Annotated in this window: 17 protein-coding genes and 1 pseudogene; 9 read left to right on the top strand and 9 right to left on the bottom strand. The window is 50.7% G+C overall.

From position 1 onward, the window contains the following. Nucleotides 1–31: 31 nt before the first annotated feature. From JMI88_RS36210 to JMI88_RS36200, 3 genes are read right to left on the bottom strand one after another with little or no spacing between them, the layout of a single operon-like run. Nucleotides 32–724, bottom strand: coding sequence for a hypothetical protein (locus JMI88_RS36210; protein ID WP_201366910.1), 693 nt, complete (start codon nucleotides 722–724; stop codon nucleotides 32–34). Between the two features lie 19 nt (nucleotides 725–743). After that, nucleotides 744–1,286 (bottom strand): flavoprotein, encoded by a 543-nt coding sequence (locus JMI88_RS36205; RefSeq protein WP_201366909.1) that lies wholly within the window; start codon nucleotides 1,284–1,286, stop codon nucleotides 744–746. An 8-nt stretch (nucleotides 1,287–1,294) separates the two neighbouring features. After that, nucleotides 1,295–2,668 (bottom strand): helix-turn-helix domain-containing protein, encoded by a 1,374-nt coding sequence (locus tag JMI88_RS36200; protein WP_201366908.1) that lies wholly within the window; start codon nucleotides 2,666–2,668, stop codon nucleotides 1,295–1,297. Nucleotides 2,669–2,842: 174 nt separating this feature from the next. On the opposite strand from JMI88_RS36200, the gene JMI88_RS36195 reads away from it, so the two are divergent. The 7 genes and pseudogenes from JMI88_RS36195 to JMI88_RS36165 all read left to right on the top strand — a co-directional run bounded on the left by JMI88_RS36195 (nucleotide 2,843) and on the right by JMI88_RS36165 (nucleotide 10,487). Next, on the top strand, nucleotides 2,843–3,070 hold the full coding sequence (locus JMI88_RS36195; RefSeq protein ID WP_201366907.1) for a hypothetical protein: 228 nt from the start codon (nucleotides 2,843–2,845) through the stop codon (nucleotides 3,068–3,070). Beyond that, complete coding sequence (locus JMI88_RS36190; protein ID WP_201366906.1) at nucleotides 3,063–3,323, top strand: hypothetical protein; 261 nt, start codon at nucleotides 3,063–3,065, stop codon at nucleotides 3,321–3,323. The genes JMI88_RS36195 and JMI88_RS36190 overlap by 8 nt, the downstream gene beginning before the upstream one ends. Nucleotides 3,324–3,556: 233 nt before the next feature. Next, entirely contained in the window at nucleotides 3,557–3,820 is a 264-nt protein-coding gene (locus JMI88_RS36185) for a hypothetical protein (RefSeq protein ID WP_201366905.1), read from the top strand. After that, complete coding sequence (locus tag JMI88_RS36180) at nucleotides 3,820–4,821, top strand: MvdC/MvdD family ATP grasp protein (protein WP_201366904.1); 1,002 nt, start codon at nucleotides 3,820–3,822, stop codon at nucleotides 4,819–4,821. Before JMI88_RS36185 ends, JMI88_RS36180 begins: the two co-directional genes overlap by 1 nt. Continuing rightward, the gene (locus tag JMI88_RS36175; protein ID WP_201366903.1) at nucleotides 4,818–5,999 is read left to right on the top strand and encodes an rRNA adenine N-6-methyltransferase family protein; all 1,182 of its coding nucleotides are present in this window, start codon (nucleotides 4,818–4,820) and stop codon (nucleotides 5,997–5,999) included. The genes JMI88_RS36180 and JMI88_RS36175 overlap by 4 nt, the downstream gene beginning before the upstream one ends. A gap of 2,657 nt (nucleotides 6,000–8,656) precedes the next feature. Then, nucleotides 8,657–9,307 (top strand): annotated as a pseudogene (locus JMI88_RS41010) (AMP-binding enzyme); the annotation flags it as partial. 127 nt (nucleotides 9,308–9,434) lie between these two features. Next, the gene (locus JMI88_RS36165) at nucleotides 9,435–10,487 is read left to right on the top strand and encodes a phosphotransferase enzyme family protein (RefSeq protein WP_201366902.1); all 1,053 of its coding nucleotides are present in this window, start codon (nucleotides 9,435–9,437) and stop codon (nucleotides 10,485–10,487) included. Here JMI88_RS36165 and JMI88_RS41005 read toward each other — a convergent pair. From JMI88_RS41005 to JMI88_RS36135, 6 genes are all read right to left on the bottom strand, one after another. Next, on the bottom strand, nucleotides 10,441–10,683 hold the full coding sequence (locus tag JMI88_RS41005; protein WP_373323998.1) for a cupin domain-containing protein: 243 nt from the start codon (nucleotides 10,681–10,683) through the stop codon (nucleotides 10,441–10,443). The two genes, JMI88_RS36165 and JMI88_RS41005, sit on opposite strands and share 47 nt — an antisense overlap. A gap of 264 nt (nucleotides 10,684–10,947) precedes the next feature. Then, nucleotides 10,948–11,220 carry a hypothetical protein gene (locus tag JMI88_RS36155; protein ID WP_201366901.1) on the bottom strand — a complete coding sequence of 91 codons (273 nt, stop codon included), beginning with the start codon at nucleotides 11,218–11,220 and terminating at the stop codon, nucleotides 10,948–10,950. A gap of 600 nt (nucleotides 11,221–11,820) precedes the next feature. After that, nucleotides 11,821–12,384 (bottom strand): DUF2182 domain-containing protein, encoded by a 564-nt coding sequence (locus tag JMI88_RS36150; protein WP_236023216.1) that lies wholly within the window; start codon nucleotides 12,382–12,384, stop codon nucleotides 11,821–11,823. A 385-nt stretch (nucleotides 12,385–12,769) separates the two neighbouring features. Then, nucleotides 12,770–13,591, bottom strand: a complete 822-nt coding sequence (locus JMI88_RS41000; RefSeq protein ID WP_201366952.1) for a DUF899 family protein — start codon at nucleotides 13,589–13,591, stop codon at nucleotides 12,770–12,772. A 472-nt stretch (nucleotides 13,592–14,063) separates the two neighbouring features. Continuing rightward, nucleotides 14,064–14,471 carry an ArsR/SmtB family transcription factor gene (locus tag JMI88_RS36140; RefSeq protein ID WP_201366899.1) on the bottom strand — a complete coding sequence of 136 codons (408 nt, stop codon included), beginning with the start codon at nucleotides 14,469–14,471 and terminating at the stop codon, nucleotides 14,064–14,066. Nucleotides 14,472–14,548: 77 nt separating this feature from the next. Then, nucleotides 14,549–15,010, bottom strand: coding sequence for an SRPBCC domain-containing protein (locus JMI88_RS36135; protein ID WP_201366898.1), 462 nt, complete (start codon nucleotides 15,008–15,010; stop codon nucleotides 14,549–14,551). Nucleotides 15,011–15,405: 395 nt separating this feature from the next. Between JMI88_RS36135 and JMI88_RS36130 the strand changes: the two genes are divergently transcribed. Together JMI88_RS36130 and JMI88_RS36125 are read left to right on the top strand one after the other, a co-directional pair. After that, nucleotides 15,406–15,873 (top strand): NUDIX domain-containing protein, encoded by a 468-nt coding sequence (locus tag JMI88_RS36130; protein WP_201366897.1) that lies wholly within the window; start codon nucleotides 15,406–15,408, stop codon nucleotides 15,871–15,873. Nucleotides 15,874–15,978: 105 nt separating this feature from the next. Next, the coding region (locus JMI88_RS36125; RefSeq protein WP_201366896.1) for a hypothetical protein at nucleotides 15,979–16,243 on the top strand (265 nt) is incomplete at its 3' end.

The raw sequence follows: 16,243 nt of genomic DNA, 5'->3' as shown, positions 1-16,243 counted from the left end.
TAAATCGATTGCCCATGAAAGGCTGCGGGTATCACGACTTGAAATAGTAATTACGCGTCGTTCGGAGTTCTAATTGGTGTTGTTGAATGTAGTCAGAGTAGTTCTGATACAGATGCTGGTGTAGGAGGTAGTCTCGGTATCCATGGAAGTGAGCAGCACAATAATGGATGTCTGCCTCACGGTCGAGATGAAGTTTCTGGCAGGTCACCTTATATTCTTCCAGGCGCTCTAGCAACTTCTGGCATCCATCCACGGTGGCACCATCCATGCCATAGAGCACGCCAAGAGGCAATTCATGCACTGCATTAGAGAGCACATCGGCGAGATAGATAAGCTTCTTCAACAGCACCTCACGGTCATCCGGGTCGTGTTGCAAATACCGATCGATTAATGTCCGCGTCGTATACCCATCATAGGTCTTCTTCATCATATTATAGGAAGTAAGCGAATGGGGATACTCCAACATCACTTTTATCGCCTGCGCATTTCCCGACTCAATTTCGCGCACCAGGACTGGATAGATCAACTGTGCAAAGAGAGGCATACGTATATCTGCCTGGTTACTTTTGAGCTGACCCAACATAATGAGGAGGTCGTCAAAAGAAGTTTGCTCAAGGTTGGGATATCGGGCGAGCAGTTCGGTCATCAACCGATTGCGCTTATGATGGTATCGGGGATTGTTTTCTATCTCGATATATTCTTCAATAAATGCCTGCATCATCATATGCGTTCGTTTTGATCCTTTATCGTGCTTTCTCATATGCATGGTATACCAACTGCAGTTCAGCGAGGATTTCCTGCCAGGGTACCATTTGAGGGGATTTATAGCGCTCCGGTTCATGTAAGATACGAACGTTGCAGTCACGTAAGAGAGCGATGCTCCTGGCAAAGGCAGGGTGGCGCACGAGATCCATCTTGACGCAGGGGATGAGGAGGATCGGGATCTGCCCATTGCCGAGTGCTTCGCAGAGTAGGCTGACCGCCAGGTTATCTCCGATACCGGCTGCCCATTTGTTGACAGTGTTGAAGGTGGCCGGAATGACGATGATGGCATCAGCTTTGGGGAGAGGGTCACCTTCTCCTGGCAGTTTGTAGTCGACGCGAACCATATGGCCAGTAATTGCTTCTAAGGTGGGTTTATCAATCCAGCGCGTGGCCTGGGGGGTGGCAATCACACAGACATCCCAACCAGCCTGTTGTACGTGTCGAATAAAATCGTCGATTGTTTGAGCAGGGGGAGCAGCACACACGATCATGTAGAGAACTGGCTTGCGAGAAACAACCATAGCACTCCTTACAACAGTGAAGCAACAGGCTCCGCTGTGATTTCTTTGTAAACTTCGTGGATATGGTGATCCAGCTCATTCACCCAGGCAGCCGTTTCCCAGGGCTGAAGAGCCGTGCGTAAGGCATAGATGCGTTGCAGGGAACTCAACGATCGCACATGGCGAATAATGGTCAATGATTGACAGGCGACCTCATAGGCTTTCTGGTCATCGCCGAGGCCAGCATAAGCAGTTCCCATATCAGCCAGTATAACTGATTTGCGCCGCAAAGAGGAAGAGGTCAACAGAGATTCGGCAAATTGCAGTGCACCAAGCGCCAGCTCGGATTTCTTCAATTGGAGATATCCTGATCCCTTGTAGCCAGCCAGACGTGAGGGGCTGAAACCCGTGGCATACCTATCATTGTCGACGATTGTATCGGGAGCGATATTTTCTGCTATCTCAATCGCTCTGGTAAATGCCTCAAGGTCCCCAAGCTGTGAATTCGCCTCGGCTTCGATACAAGCTAACCAAGCACGAGTACCGTTCTGTTGGACAGCAAGCTTCTGACTGGCAACTAAGAGGGTGAGTGCATCTTGTGGTTGATGTTTCTCTATGCTCAATAAGCTCATACGACCAAGGCCCACAGCCCATAAATCATGGTTACCCGCTGCCTGGGCAGCGCTGAGGGAGAAAGCATAATAGGACCATGCCAGATCATACTCATGAAAGTCAAAAAGAATTTTCCCGATGATTTGAGCCACTTCTCCGGCAATCTCTGAGAGTCGTTGTGCTGTACCTAAAGGCTGGGAACGATGCAATAGAGCGGTGACAGTCTGAAAGTGACCAACGACGCCACTAAAGACCTCAAATGAAAAATTCTGGCTAAGCTTCCAGTAGCGTTGCGTGACGTCCTCAAGATCATCTAGCACGCTCGTATCAACACCAGAAGAACGTGTGAGATAATAATCGAGTCGATGCAGTGCATCGGCATGAAGCATGGTATACGGGGAAAGAACCAGCGTCGTACAGGCAACCTGGAGCATACCTTTCAACACATGCCGACGCGAAAGATCCAAAACAGGTCCTCCAGTATCTATTGTTATGTCTCTATGCTGTTGATCTTGTCCTGATACAGGCAGAGCGGAAGGCTCTGATTGGGAGGCGAGAGACCCTCCAGCCGCTTTTGGTGGCACTAAAAAGCCAAGCTCAATAGCGGAAAGCTGAAATAAAGTGCAGAGCTTTTCCTGATAAAACTTGCCTGGTGCTCTTTCACCCGTCTCCCAGCGACTCACCATCTCTTTACTGGTCCCAATACTCATGCCAATCTTCTTCTGCGACCAGCCACGGATCTCGCGCTGATATTTGAGCTTCTCGTTTGGCTGTTTTTCTTCACGGCTCATAACTCATACCTCACGTTCTATCTCATAGAAAAAGTGTAGCACAAAATCACCTATAAAACAGCCCATATCACGAAAAAGTCAACATCTGGCATCAAAGCGCTATCTACTTGCGGCGCTATCCTGGGTATTCTCTACACAGAGAATACGATCACCACAAAACAAAGGAGGTTTCTCATGGCAGGAAGCCAGGTTGCAGTGTTACGGCAGCAGATCGAGTCGATTTGCTTTGCCATGCACCAGGGACTTTCAGGACTCGCGGCGGGAACGGCCAGGCACACCTTTATTGTCCGCAAGCATATAGAGTTGCAATGTGCTCAGGAACAGTTGGCCCATGTGATTGGCGATGAAAAGTCGATTGTGGCCATGTGTGAGATCTATGAGCGGAGCGTGATCGATGGATAAGCACGCCAGCAAACCAACTCTGCTCGAATTGCGCAGGAACACCACCATCACATCCGAACAACTGGCACGTGAGGCAGGTGTGACCCTGGCACAATCATACGCAGTTGAAATCGGCGGTTTCGTTGACGAACATGTCGCCCGCACAGTCATGAACACATTCTCTCGCCACACACACCAACGCGTCACCTTGAATGACATTCGGTGGAGTCATCCCGTCGCCTGGATGCCATCATCCAGACACAGAGCGCAGTGAGGAGAGAAAGAACAGAACGGGAGAGTGTGCATGACACAGCCGTCACATGGAGTATTTGCCTCGCCCAACCCCTGGGCACCGTACTCCATGTTGTGTCTGTGTTCCCGGTGCATGTTGTCACAGTCTCCACCCCAACCCTTGCGACAACATGCACCGGGAAGGTCACCTCAGGTAAGCAACTTTGTAGTGCATCCATCATAGAAAGAGACAATAAGCAGATTGGAGCACAAGAGATGAACACAACGCTTCCAGCATCATCGGTTCCAGTTGAAACCAGCGAGCCCGTTGAAAGACCACTGCCCTTTAGTCTACTCTTCGCCGAAACCCCACCCCGTTTCGGTCCACGCGACGAGTCCATTTATCCGACGGCCTACAAAAGTAATCGTGACGGCAAAGAGGAGGATGATGAGACCGACGATACAGATGATCCGGATGAAATCCCGGATCAAACCGGGCTCATCGCTGACTCCAATTCACGAGAGGACGACGATTACTAATGCGAAGTCACGTGTTGATCCTCACACAGCCAACCGATGGCCACGCCACCATGATGATTGAGGAGTTGCAGCATCGCGGTGTCCGAGTCACCTGCTGCAATGTCGCCGATTTTCCAGGCGGCATCACCGCCTCATGCACGCTTGATCAGCAAGGCCTGTTGGATGGAACGTTCGAGTATCAAGGGCAGACTATTGCCCTTGATACCCTGGCCGGCATCTGGTGGCGCCGCCCCACGTTCTATAAAGCTCCTTCTGAATATACAGTTGGCGAGCAAAACTTCCTCGAACTGGAAACCCAGCGAGGCTTTCTGGGCATCCTGGAAAGTACCGAGTTACAGGATACGCATACACTCTGGGTCAGCCGCTATCATGCCATCCGAAGAGCCGATCTCAAGCCGCTCCAGATGACAGCCGCCCAACAACTTGGCTTGCAGATTCCCCGCACCCTGGTCACGAATGACCCACAACAGGTCAAAACCTTTTATGAAACCTGCCAGGGTCGCATCATTCTTAAATCGGTCGCTCGTGGCGTTATCGAGGGCAACGACAAGAGCTACCTGTATACCAACGAAGTAGGACCTGAATACATTGACGAACACACCCTCAAACGAGTACGCGTCACAGCCCACCTCTTCCAGGAGGCTGTCGTGAAAGCATTCGAGCTGCGCGTGATCATCATCGGACAACAGATCTTTGCGGCAGAGATCCACTCCCAGCACACAGCACATGGGCGCATCTACTTCCGGCGCGATTACCCCAACCTGACCTACGGCGCCCACCAATTGCCGGATGACCTCGCACAAAAGCTCTTCGACCTGGTCCGCTTCTTTGGGCTACAATACTCGTCAATGGACCTGATCGTCACACCCGCAGGCGAGTACGTATGGCTCGAATTGAATCCCAATGGACAATTTTACTGGCTCCAAAAAGAAGTGCCACAACTCCACTTAAAGGAAGCCATGGCCAATCTCTTATCACAACCAGAGGAGTATCGCCTATGAGTACCTTCCCTTTCAACAGCGCCACGCAGTCATCTGCAGAAGCACGCCAGTACCTGGCCGATGAACTCGTGAGCAAAGGCGTCATCAAAACAGCAGCAATCCGCAAAGCCTTCGAGGCCATCCCCCGAGAACGTTTCGTCCCCTTTTTCTACGAACGAGACGAGGCTCCAAAGCGAAGGGAATGGACGCGATACGACGCGGCAAACACACAAGACTATATGCAAATCGTTTATAGCGATGAAGCGCTGGTTACACAGGTGAATGAGCGCGGCTGGCCCAGTTCGTCTAGCTCGATGCCAACTGTCATGGCACTCATGCTCGAAGCACTCGATATCAAACCAGGACAACGCGTTTTGGAGATAGGTGCAGGAACTGGCTATAATGTGGCCATCATGACCATGCTCACCGGAGACCCCCGCTTGGTCACGAGTATCGAAATCGACAAAGGACTGGCCCAACAGGCGCAGCAGGCGTTGCTGGGCACAGTTGGACTAGTCAATGTCGTCGTTGGAGATGGCTATCGAGGTTACCCTGAGCACGCTCCATATGATCGCATTATCGCCACTGCTAGCGTCCCTCTTATACCGCCAGCCTGGACCCAGCAACTCGGCCCAGGAGGACGTCTCGTCACCGACCTGCACGGCTCGCTCGCCAGCGGATTTTTGATCATGGAAAAAGCGCAAGACGGCAACATAAGCGGACATTTCCAAGAGCGACCGCTACACTTCATGCCTCTAATCACAGAACAGCTGCCTCAAACATCCTTTGATACGGTTAAAAATCTGCTCCTGGAGCCACGACGTGAGCTATTCCCCCTGGCTAACAACTCACCTTTTCCTGATATCTTCGAAAATCACTCCTACCGCTGGTTCCTGCAGTGGTTTCTCCCAGACACCCATATCAGCCGACAAATCATGGGCGACGTCACCTATATCTATCTGTACAATCCCAAACACTGTACGATCCTTCGCTTCCAACAACTGAACGGCAAATGGGCTGGTGACGTCCACGGCTCCTATCCTCTCTGGCAGAAAATCCAGGATGCTTACGCCACCTGGGAAGTCTTGAAAAGGCCTGCACCCCAACATTACCGTCTGGAGATAAACGCTCATAACCAGACTGTCTTATATGTAGGGACACTGAGTTTACTCGTTAATGCGCCTCAAAAGCGCGCTTAATAGATACACAGAACCTTCTACTATGAGATTGTGTTAATGCATTACACAATCTCATAGATAAATTTCCTTAAAAATATTCTTTTTTCTGGATCAAAACTCTCGCCCCATTCTCTGCCTCAAGCAGGCTATTCTAGGCTTACTGAAGCATCGTAAGGCCATAGCTCTGTGATGTAAAAATATATCTTTTCATCTAGAGTTCTCTGTCTGGAGGTTTAAGGGATGGATTTGAGATTAGCGATGTCGTATTTGAGCGAAGAGCAGAAGGAATTACTGATTAAATATATTGAGAATTATGCCCATGAATTCACTGCGCGAAGGAACTAAATGTACTTGACTTTTCGTATTCTTATCTATTAATATTAACGATATCATATTTAAAATTTTAAATTTTAAATATGATATCGTTAATATTTTGTAATTATTTGCGCTGTTAGAGAGGGTAAGTAATAAGAATGACCAAGCCGCGACGATTTAAATTTCAGGAATTGGAAAACCGAGAGAAACAAAATTATACGTTTGAGTTACCAGAAATTGATCAGACCCGCTTGACGGCTGTTTATATCAGGCAATCAGGTAAAGGAGCTGATAAAAAGTATGGGGAGTCTCGTCGTATACAACTTGGCTTGCGCGTGTTCGCTACTCGACTGCGCAGGCAGGAGGATGAGGACTATATTGTTGTGTACGATGAAGGTGCTGGTAAGAGTGGAAAGCTGCGTATTGATGAGCGCCCTGAATTTAATCGATTGTGGTCTGATATGGAAAAAGGCATGATGTTGCCGAATGGTGAGTTTCGTCGCATAGGAGAGATTATCGTCTCTCGCGAGGATAGGTTATTTAGAAATCTGGAAGGCGACCAATGGGGTCCCTTTATTGCCAAGTGCAAGGAAAAGGGGATAAGTTTATTCGTTCCTCCCTTTACAGCTTCAGATGAGCTAGATGAGTATGGTGCAGTAAAGTTCTACAATTTTAGAAATCCAGACCATGTAGTTAAGTTTCAGAATAAGATGATCGAAGCCGCGAATTTTTTGAGAGGCCCGATTGTTTATATGCAATCTGCAAAGCTTAATAAAAGCTTTCGGGGTGGCTATGATGGACGGAACCTCCCTCCTGGTCTGGTTATGGAAAGATTTGCGCCGAAGGATATCCGCAAGCCGGTACTTTATGCGCCGTGGCAGGAGAAGATGAAATGGGTTTTTGAGAGGGGATTTGAGTTGGGATGGTCGGCTCCGGCTTTGTTCAGAGAAATTAGTGACCTGCCTTACCTTTTTCCTGATCCATCTGATAACGATTTAAAAATGTACGAAATAATCACGCCGATGAAATATTTTCCAGGATTAGGGTACAAGCCCACTGATATTGGAACTATTTACAGCTGGTTTACTAATTTAGCGCTCATAGGTGCATGGACGATCAAGGATAAAAATAATCCAGAGGCTGCTTTTATTATTTGGGATAATCATCCAGCAGTGGTTGATAAAGAGTTATTTCGCATGGCTTACGAGTATCATAGTGGGTATACACTGCAAGGAGAGCCTCTGGCGGAGAATAGGGAGCGACGTCACAGGCAGGTGCGTAAGAAACACGGACAGCCTGAAGCGTTGTTACATGGAAAAGTTCGATGCTCCATTGCTCCTGGCTTTTCTACCATGTGGGAGGCGAAGTTAAAACGATGGCTCTATAAAGCATATCGGAAAGAGCATGGCATTATGTCTGACCACGTTTTTTCTATATATGTGGATGTACTGGATAGGGAATTTATTTCTCGCTTGCGGATGCTTATAAAGGCTGATTTACATATTGCGGATAGGGTAAAAGAACACCTTACCAGGGTTGCGAAACAGCAGGCTGGTGAGTGCATTTCTATTCAGGACCAACTCGCTGAGATCGATAGGAAGCTGGTAGCTTACCATAAGAGGTTGACACTGATTGATGAGATTAAAACAGGGGATCAGAAGCAAGATGAGCAGGTGGTAAAAGGCATACTTGTGAGTATGAAGTCGCTGAACCAGAAAAAGGCTGCCCTGGAGCATAAGCAGCAGACGGTAAATCACGTTAAGACGGAAAAAGAGATACAGGAGTTTTATGATGTGCTCTCGAATTTTGATGATAAATGGCCGAAGTTGTCCTGGGAGAAGAAACAGTTTTTGATAGATGAGCTCACTTATAAGGTGGAGGTTGAACCATTGACGCCTCACTGGTTCAAGTTGTACGTCGAGTGGCGGGATATTATTAATCCACGCCCAGATGTAGCAATTGTCTGGCGCGCCAATGGCGCTCAGATTGACAAGAAATTTACAGAGCAAGAAATTGAGATTATTCGCCGCGTTTACCCTACTTGCACACTTCTGACAGACTTATTAATGCAGGTTCCCACGCGTACAATGGCATCTATTTATTCGTATTTAAAACAGTGGGGCATTAAGAGTGACCCGGCTTTTCCAATGAAAACTGATTTTCCCAAAAATGCCTGCTGGATAGATTTGAGCGTTACCCCTGACCCGGTACAATCTCTAGATTACATCTGCAAGGGCATCGAGATTTGCCGTAGGGAGAAGAAGATGGCTCACGCTTTCTGGTTGTTGTCTGCCGATCCACAGGCTATTTTTGAGGCTATTGTTAGTCCGGAAGAGGAGCCTGGTGGAGATATGCATTCTGAGGGCATGACGGAAACCTCACCCGTCTCAACACAAACCCGCATCGATTCCCCGTTGGGGAAACGCGTGAGCACCGTGGGGCAGATTCATCCGCACCTGGAGATCAAGATCGTCGACCCGGCTAGCGGTGCAATCGTTCCATTGGGGACACCCGGAGAGCTCTGCACGCGCGGCTACAGCGTCATGCTGGGCTACTGGGACAATCCCAAGGCGACCGCAATAGCCATCGACCAGGCGCGCTGGATGCACACTGGAGACCTGGCCACCATGGATGAAAAGGGCTACGTCAACATCGTTGGCCGCATCAAGGACATGATCATCCGTGGCGGCGAGAACGTCTATCCCCGTGAGATTGAAGAATTCCTGTACACCCACCCCAGGATCGCCGATGTGCAGGTCATCGGCGTGCCTGATCCCAAATACGGCGAGGCCATCGTCGCCTGGATCAAGGTCCGCGACGGCGAACAACTGGGCGAAGATGAGGTAAGGGAATACTGTCGGGAACAGATCGCGCACTACAAGATCCCGCGCTACATCCGTTTCACGCAGGAGTTCCCCATGACCGTGACAGGCAAGATACAGAAATACCTGATGCGCGAGACGTCGATCCAGGAATTGGGGCTGCAGGAGGTTGCCTCAATTCAAACCACATAGGTCCAGAAAGAAGCGTTGGAGGAAAGGGAAGGCTGCAGTGCGACCACTATTTGGGGTAAAGCAACGCAGCCTGTAAGTTACGCCAGTGTATTGGTCTGGTTCTTACCTGAAGGAGATCTTTATGCCCATGCCAGAGAACGCGTTCTCGCCTCTCCCTTTTGATATAACAGAAAAAGCGTTTTCCCTGCCTGTGACTCACTCGACTCTAGCGGCACAGGGAGTCCTTTCGCTGGTAAGAACCGTCTATCCCTTTCTTGAAGCTGCAGGGTGCACCCTCATTCGTATGGGATGGAATGATACCTATCGCATTACGACAACCACAAATAGCATCTATATGGTGCGTATCTACGGAGTTGATCGGCATACACTCTCAGCCATTCAGTATGAACTTGACCTTTTGCTCCATCTTGCGCAGTTGGGTGTCTCCGTCTCTCTTCCCATTGCACGTCCCGATGGTCTATTGATCACGCCGATCTCGGTTCCTGAAGGAAGGCGGTACGTCGTGCTTTTTACCGCAGCTCCCGGCCGTGTCCCTGAGCCCTTTCCGCTGGGAAATGCAGAGCAGAGCATTTACTTTGGACAAAGCCTGGCCATGCTTCATACTGCAGCGGATACTTTTGATAGCACCCATGAGCGCCCTGCTCTTGATCTAAGATATCTTCTTGATCGATCTCTTGCGCAACTTCAGCCGTTCCTCAAACAGCGCATTGATGACTGGGATTATCTTCTCGATATTGCCAATGAGATCCGCATGTGCTTTGCTGATCCCATAGGCAATCATCTGGATTGGGGACCAATTCATGGAGATGCCTTTAGTGCGAATGCTACCCTTGCGGGTGATCGTGTCACCTGGTTCGATTTCGATCTGTGCGGACCAGGATGGCGAGTGTTTGATCTGGCGGGCGCTTATGGCAGCGCTATGGGTCAGGACAGGACTGATGAGGAGAGGCAACAAGTGTGGCTCTCGTTTCTTGAGGGCTATCGAGAAAAGCGACAAGTGACAGAGGAGACCTTAGCGTTCATCCCGACGATGCATATGCTGTTGCTGGTGTATTTCATGGCCGTAAATCTAGAAAAAGGACCTCTCTACGGCTTTCAATGGTTTGGCAGTGATGCCTATTTTGATGCTCACTTCAAGGAATTACGCTCGCTCCCTTTTGAGATGTCAAAAATTGAATAAAACCAGGATGAACTTCAACAATCTGGTGATATATCCCAATGGGGAAACAACAAAACTCGCGAGGACCAATGGTGAATCGTTCTCCTTCTACTTCAACAATCACGCTTCCCTGTAAAATGATGAAGCATTCGTCGCTCTCTCGATGTGCATGAGGTAAAGGATCAACCCATGCTTCAGTGGTGTGATTGTACCAAATTTGAAGCCGATCAGATTGAAAGCCAATTTCGTCAGGTAGAAGACGCCCTGCTAATAAAGTAGAATAAGTCTGGTAACTTACGATGGTGAAAGTATGTCATCGGTGCCCTCCGTGGCTCGAAATAGTCATGTTCTGCTGATTCAGGGTACTCATGTACTCAAATGTGTATGAGGAGTGTCGTGTCACTGCACAGAGACCATTGGGAAGATGTGTAGGCCGAATAAAGGCATAATTTGACTTCTGCTTGCTACAAGGTCTGTCTCGTTACGCATCACGTAGGGGAATATGAAGGCCAGCTGGAATAGCTACAGCATGCAAGCCAGAACTTTGCTCCGGGCTTTGTGATTGTAACATCGAGACGACTATCGCACTCATATTATTTGGCCCACCAGCATCCGATGCCTTCTGAAGCAGCACATCAGCCGCAGATGCAGGATCATCAGGTGTATAAAGATTGAGAATATCTTCAATGATGGGATCACGAGCGATATTCCACAGGCCGTATGAACAGAAAAGGAGCGTATCACCATATCGCATAAGATATACAGAAATACTAGCATCAACAGAAGATTGATGGAAACATGCATGATGAACATAGTATGCTTTGGATAACGTATAGAGGTCAGCAGGAATAAGTTGTCCCTGTTCAAAAACAAGACTGAGAAAAGAAAAGTATCAGTTAGCAGATATAATAGCGTATTATCTTTCTGTAGATGAGATGTATCAAAAACCTTGGTTTGCTGCGACACAAAGAGAATCGACATGTCACCTCCTCACGTTTGAAGCAGAGGAGCTTCCTCCTCGATCAGGCTTTTGGCAGGTGAAGCCGGTCGAGGAGGAAGTTTCCAGGAAAAGAAGCAGCATGCACTTGTCGCTCAATCAGGCATATGAGGCCCACCAACGAAATTGGCACGATGAAAGTCATTGCCCATCGAAAAAGAGAACATTGAAGCCACTCTGTGTCATGCCTTTCGGCTCTCGTGTCAATGAGAACCCCCCATTAGTTTTGGGACAGATGTCGGCACTTGCGTGAAAGGAACATCGCGAGAGCAGCACTCCCATCTGCGTCACGCCAACACGAGTGCCAACTGGTCACTTGGCTCGTCCCGCTCCCCCAGTTGTCTGTGAGCCTCCCCGTTACATGCCTGTGCCCCAAGTTGGGAGCGCAGCAGGCACGACGATCACAAGCGTGCCGTAGAGGGTCAGGGCCAGGCCCGCTATCCAGGCAATGCGCTCTGCTTGTGGAAAAACCTTTTCCACGAAGATCAGCGCGGTAAGCACGGCCATTGCGGCGATATTCATGAGGCCCACAGGAAAGAGCAGCACACAGAGCAACCAGTTCGCTCCCAGGCAAGAGAGGCCATGCGAAAGGCCCATGCGAAAGGCGCCGAGGCGACCGTCCCGCCATCCCTCAAGAAGGGACTGCTGGCACATGCAGCATTTCGCCAGACAGACGCGTTTGAGGGGCGTGAACTGGTAGATCCCAGCCAGCACGAGGATGCCGCCGCCGATCCGGGGCGCATTCATCAGGAGCCAGGGAACGGTTCGAGCCAGCTCCGAGGCGGCGTTCGCGCCGAAGTAAGCCAGTACCCCGAAGAGCGTCCAGATCAGCAGATATGCGCCAACGAAGATCCAGGCTGGGACAAAGGCAAGCCCGAAGCTTCCCCTCTCACGCTGAACACGCGCGAAAGTCAGGTTCATCGGGGCTATTGCGGGAAACATCATCGCGACCATCATGACCACCCAGATTGCCAGGAACACCCTGATTCCCATGCCCATGGTGAGCCCCATACCATTCATCATACCGGCCTGCCAGATCAACAGCGCCCACGACACCGCGGCCAGGATCAGCAGCGGCGCGAGAAAAAGAACATGCTCTCGTTCTAACTGCATATGCATCGTACACCTATTCTTCATGAACTGTTCCCCTTTGATCACGGCCAGCCTCGTTTAAGGCCGGAGGCTAGCTCGGGTTCAGTGCCTCCCCTGACCGGTTCACGGAGTTGGCCTCCTTTCTGCTTCGAATGGAGAGAGGGAACTGGCCACCGCACTGCACGCCACCACCGTGTCGGTGCTGATCGAGAGGTCACGGCTGGTTTGAGCTGCCGTGTGGGGTGGTGGCAGTGGTGCCAGTGCCGAGGTCGTCGGAGCGTCCAGCCGCCAGCCGAGACCATTGGGCGATGGGCCGTCCATTGGTGCGGTAGGCATTGGGTTCGCTGGTGTTTTCCCCCCACCGTTGCGGCCAGCCAGCGGGCGAGTCCTCCCACGTCTCCTGCCGTCCGTAGACGGTCATGTCCAACAGACCGTAGCTAGGGGACATGACCTCGACGCCGCGCCCGTTGGTCCAATAGGTCTCGAACACCCTGTCGCCGTGCCTCAGGTAGCACACCAGGTAGAACATGCCGACCTGGCGCCCGGCCAGCAGCTTGTCGGCGGAGTCTTGCACCGAGTACCACGGCACGTCCCAGCCCATGAAGTCGCGGTAACGGATGCTCTCCTCGTAGGGACCCTGGCAGAACGTAGCGTAGGTAACGTCGCGGGAATGCAGATAGGACAGCTCCCGAACCTGGCCGTTGTATTTGGTGCAGCCCTCGCACTGGGCTGCGGCGGGTTGACCAGTGTGCCACATGTGATAGTAGGCGATCAGAAGCCTTCGGCCCTCGAAGGCCTCCAGCAGCGTGACTGGTCCGTGCGGGCCGAGAAGTTGGATGGTGGGGTCCACCTCCACCATCGGCAGCCGCCGTCGAGCCGCCGCGATGGCATCTCCTTGACGGGTGTGCGCCTTTTCCTGAACTCGCAGCTTGTCCAGTTCTGCCTGCCAGGTGGCCCGATCCACCACCGCAGGCAGGGCAGAGGTGTCGAGGCCGGCGGCCCCGGGCAACTCTGCGTTCTTCGACTCATCCTTCATGATCGCCTCCATGTGACGAACTTTCCTCACGATTTTTTCGAGAGGGTTGGGCTGCCCTTTGCCCGTGGTAATGAGGTCGCGCAAACTCTTGGTGATGTACGAGCTCCATGCGTCCGAGCACACGTCGTAGCACTCATATGCAGGCACAAGCCCAACATGCGTAAAGTGAACTTCCGTTTGATCACCCTTCCTGGCAGTTTCAAAGACCACATCGGTCCCAATCCACTCGTTTTTGTCTTTCACAAAGCTGAAGGAGTTGTCCACCACGTGCCAGACGACTTTCTTGCCAGGCACGAATTCGGTGATGTTGAAGGCGCAACGGTGAACATCCTGGTAGTGGTATGTAAACTGAGCACCGAGCTGGTCAGTCCTCCCCTCAATGGCTTGTGACCACCATCCGCGCACATTGATGACGGCATTGAAAACTTCTTCTGGAGTTTGGTCTACCAAAAAGGTCGTAGTGAAGTGTTGATTATCCCTGGTTTGGGTCATATTCATTCATCCTTTCCTGATGTTGTGCCATTGTGGCATGCTCTTCTTCCGAGGTGGATGGCGTGCGCGGCTCATCGAGCAGATAGCTCCGCAAAGCAGCCAGACGCTGATCCCAGCGTGCTTCGATAGTCGCAATCCAGGTCGTGACGGACTGCAAAGCCTCTGGATGTGGCAGATACCGCCGTTCTCGACCCACCTCCTGGACTGTCACGAGGCCAGCCTCAGCCAGAATCGTCAGGTGCTTGGTCACGGCCTGGCGGGTGATTGGTAAACGTGCAGCAAAGCTCGTTGCGGTCCCAGACCCCTCCTGGCAGAGCTGTTCGAGCAACAAACGGCGCGTTGGATCTGCCAGAGCCACAAAGACCAGGCGTGTCTGTGAATCTGTCATCGCATGTTCCCCTCTCCTGTTTGCGACCCTGAAAACACCACACAGGAGCAAACGCCAACGGTGGGTGCCCGCCTCGGCTAGGTTGCTGAAATGGTGCTCTGAAGGTACAGACGCAGCTTAGGGAGTTCGCTCTGCCAGCCTTCCACATTCTCCTGGTGCGATTGCGCCTGAAAGGCGTCTGGCAGAGAAGCAAAGCCAGACTCGACCACTGTCAAGCGCGTCCCCTCCGCAACCTCTTCGAGGGTAAAAGTCACCAGCGTCGTGGCAGTTGGGGGAAGCTTGAGTTCGGGATGACCGAAGGCGTAGGAAGCCCAACGAAAGGCAAAACACTGGGGCGGCTCAATCTTTTCAATCACGGCGGGATACGGAGAAAGCTCGTTCTCCCAGGTGAAGTTGATCGTGCCCCCCACACGAAAATCGATATCCCTTACTATGTCGAACCATTGTGAAAATTGTTCCGGCTTCGTAATGGCGTCCCAGACACGTTCGCGCGAGACAGGCAGCATTTCAATTCGTTCAATACAATCAGGAATCGTCATGGTGTTTCCTCCTTGTGAATGACTCCACTTTTCTCTTCTTTTTGACAGGCAACTATTCGGTTGCATATAGAGAGTATATTACCAAGCAAGAAAAAAAACTTCTCCGATCTTGCTCAAATCCTCGGCCCGGCTCAAGCCCGCGAAAGATCAAGCGGTCCGCCTGATCTGGCGAGGCCACTAGCCAGAGCCGAGTGTGAGGAGGGATTTTAAGTGCATCTCAGAAGATGTGATAGGTTCGTTATTCTGGCATTATTATCATGGCTCATGTTATTCAGCTTATCCTTTGTCTGTAAATTCGAATTTTACAGACTCTCGATGATGACCACTTGTTGATACTCTTCCGCTTAAAATTCGTCCTCAATAAAGAGGAAAGCAAAAATGAGGAGGAGAAGAAGATGTATCCACGAAGTAGTGTTGCGGCTGTAATCATTCAAGATGAAAACCTTTTGGTCGTGAAAAAACGTGACGAAAAAGGTATCTTGTATAGTTTCCCAACAGGTGGACAAGAAGGAGGAGAAACCTTGGTACAGGCACTTCAACGAGAGGTCCTCGAAGAAGTGGGATGTGACATTGTGGTTGGCCCATTGCTGTGGGTGCGTGAATACATTGGAAAACATCATGAGAACGCCGACCTCGAAGGGGACGTTCACGTGGTCTGTCATCTTTTTCGCTGCACCATCGACGAGTTCTCGCGTACGTTCGAGGGAATGGCTCCCGATGCAGATCAAGAAGGGGTTGAATGGCTCCCGCTGGGGCAATTGGCAATCTACCGTTTCTACCCCCAGACACTCATTCCCTTCCTTCTTGAGCAAGGACAAGGAATTTCCTCATCGGCTCCACTCTACGTTGGCGATATCAACTAATATTTCAAGACACATACAGAATCCGCTGATGCAGAGCCTGATTTGACCTGCATATCGCATATAATGATGAGTTTGAAATTGACTGCATATGGAGACGGCCTCTCAATGGACTCATATCAACATTCACATCTGTTGGAATGGTGGAAGGATGATCCTTCAAATCCTGATCGCCCGTTACTGGACAACCCCGACGTGCAACAACTAGTCACCCAGATCGCTCCTGGATCACACGCCACTGATCTTGGCGGAGTTATGAGCCTCAACGCACGATTAGATCCAGCAGGGGTCGTGCTTCGCGTCCATCAGCCGTTCGTCTCACGTCAGCGGCTCCTTGCCATTCAACAAGTACGGTTCAGTCTCTCCAATCGGG

The organism is Dictyobacter formicarum (assembly GCF_016587435.1).
The sequence above is the reverse complement of the archived record's forward strand: the minus strand, read 5'-3'. Positions and strand labels throughout refer to the sequence as shown.

What these genes read in the sequence shown, in the direction of transcription:
- JMI88_RS36210 (WP_201366910.1), bottom strand. Translation starts at nt 724, where the DNA reads ATGATGATGCAGGCATTTATTGAAGAATATATCGAGATAGAAAACAAT.
- JMI88_RS36205 (WP_201366909.1), bottom strand. Translation starts at nt 1,286, where the DNA reads ATGGTTGTTTCTCGCAAGCCAGTTCTCTACATGATCGTGTGTGCTGCT.
- JMI88_RS36200 (WP_201366908.1), bottom strand. Translation starts at nt 2,668, where the DNA reads ATGAGCCGTGAAGAAAAACAGCCAAACGAGAAGCTCAAATATCAGCGC.
- JMI88_RS36195 (WP_201366907.1), top strand. Translation starts at nt 2,843, where the DNA reads ATGGCAGGAAGCCAGGTTGCAGTGTTACGGCAGCAGATCGAGTCGATT.
- JMI88_RS36190 (WP_201366906.1), top strand. Translation starts at nt 3,063, where the DNA reads ATGGATAAGCACGCCAGCAAACCAACTCTGCTCGAATTGCGCAGGAAC.
- JMI88_RS36185 (WP_201366905.1), top strand. Translation starts at nt 3,557, where the DNA reads ATGAACACAACGCTTCCAGCATCATCGGTTCCAGTTGAAACCAGCGAG.
- JMI88_RS36180 (WP_201366904.1), top strand. Translation starts at nt 3,820, where the DNA reads ATGCGAAGTCACGTGTTGATCCTCACACAGCCAACCGATGGCCACGCC.
- JMI88_RS36175 (WP_201366903.1), top strand. Translation starts at nt 4,818, where the DNA reads ATGAGTACCTTCCCTTTCAACAGCGCCACGCAGTCATCTGCAGAAGCA.
- JMI88_RS36165 (WP_201366902.1), top strand. Translation starts at nt 9,435, where the DNA reads ATGCCAGAGAACGCGTTCTCGCCTCTCCCTTTTGATATAACAGAAAAA.
- JMI88_RS36155 (WP_201366901.1), bottom strand. Translation starts at nt 11,220, where the DNA reads ATGCGATATGGTGATACGCTCCTTTTCTGTTCATACGGCCTGTGGAAT.
- JMI88_RS36150 (WP_236023216.1), bottom strand. Translation starts at nt 12,384, where the DNA reads ATGAACCTGACTTTCGCGCGTGTTCAGCGTGAGAGGGGAAGCTTCGGG.
- JMI88_RS41000 (WP_201366952.1), bottom strand. Translation starts at nt 13,591, where the DNA reads ATGAAGGATGAGTCGAAGAACGCAGAGTTGCCCGGGGCCGCCGGCCTC.
- JMI88_RS36140 (WP_201366899.1), bottom strand. Translation starts at nt 14,471, where the DNA reads ATGACAGATTCACAGACACGCCTGGTCTTTGTGGCTCTGGCAGATCCA.
- JMI88_RS36135 (WP_201366898.1), bottom strand. Translation starts at nt 15,010, where the DNA reads ATGACGATTCCTGATTGTATTGAACGAATTGAAATGCTGCCTGTCTCG.
- JMI88_RS36130 (WP_201366897.1), top strand. Translation starts at nt 15,406, where the DNA reads ATGTATCCACGAAGTAGTGTTGCGGCTGTAATCATTCAAGATGAAAAC.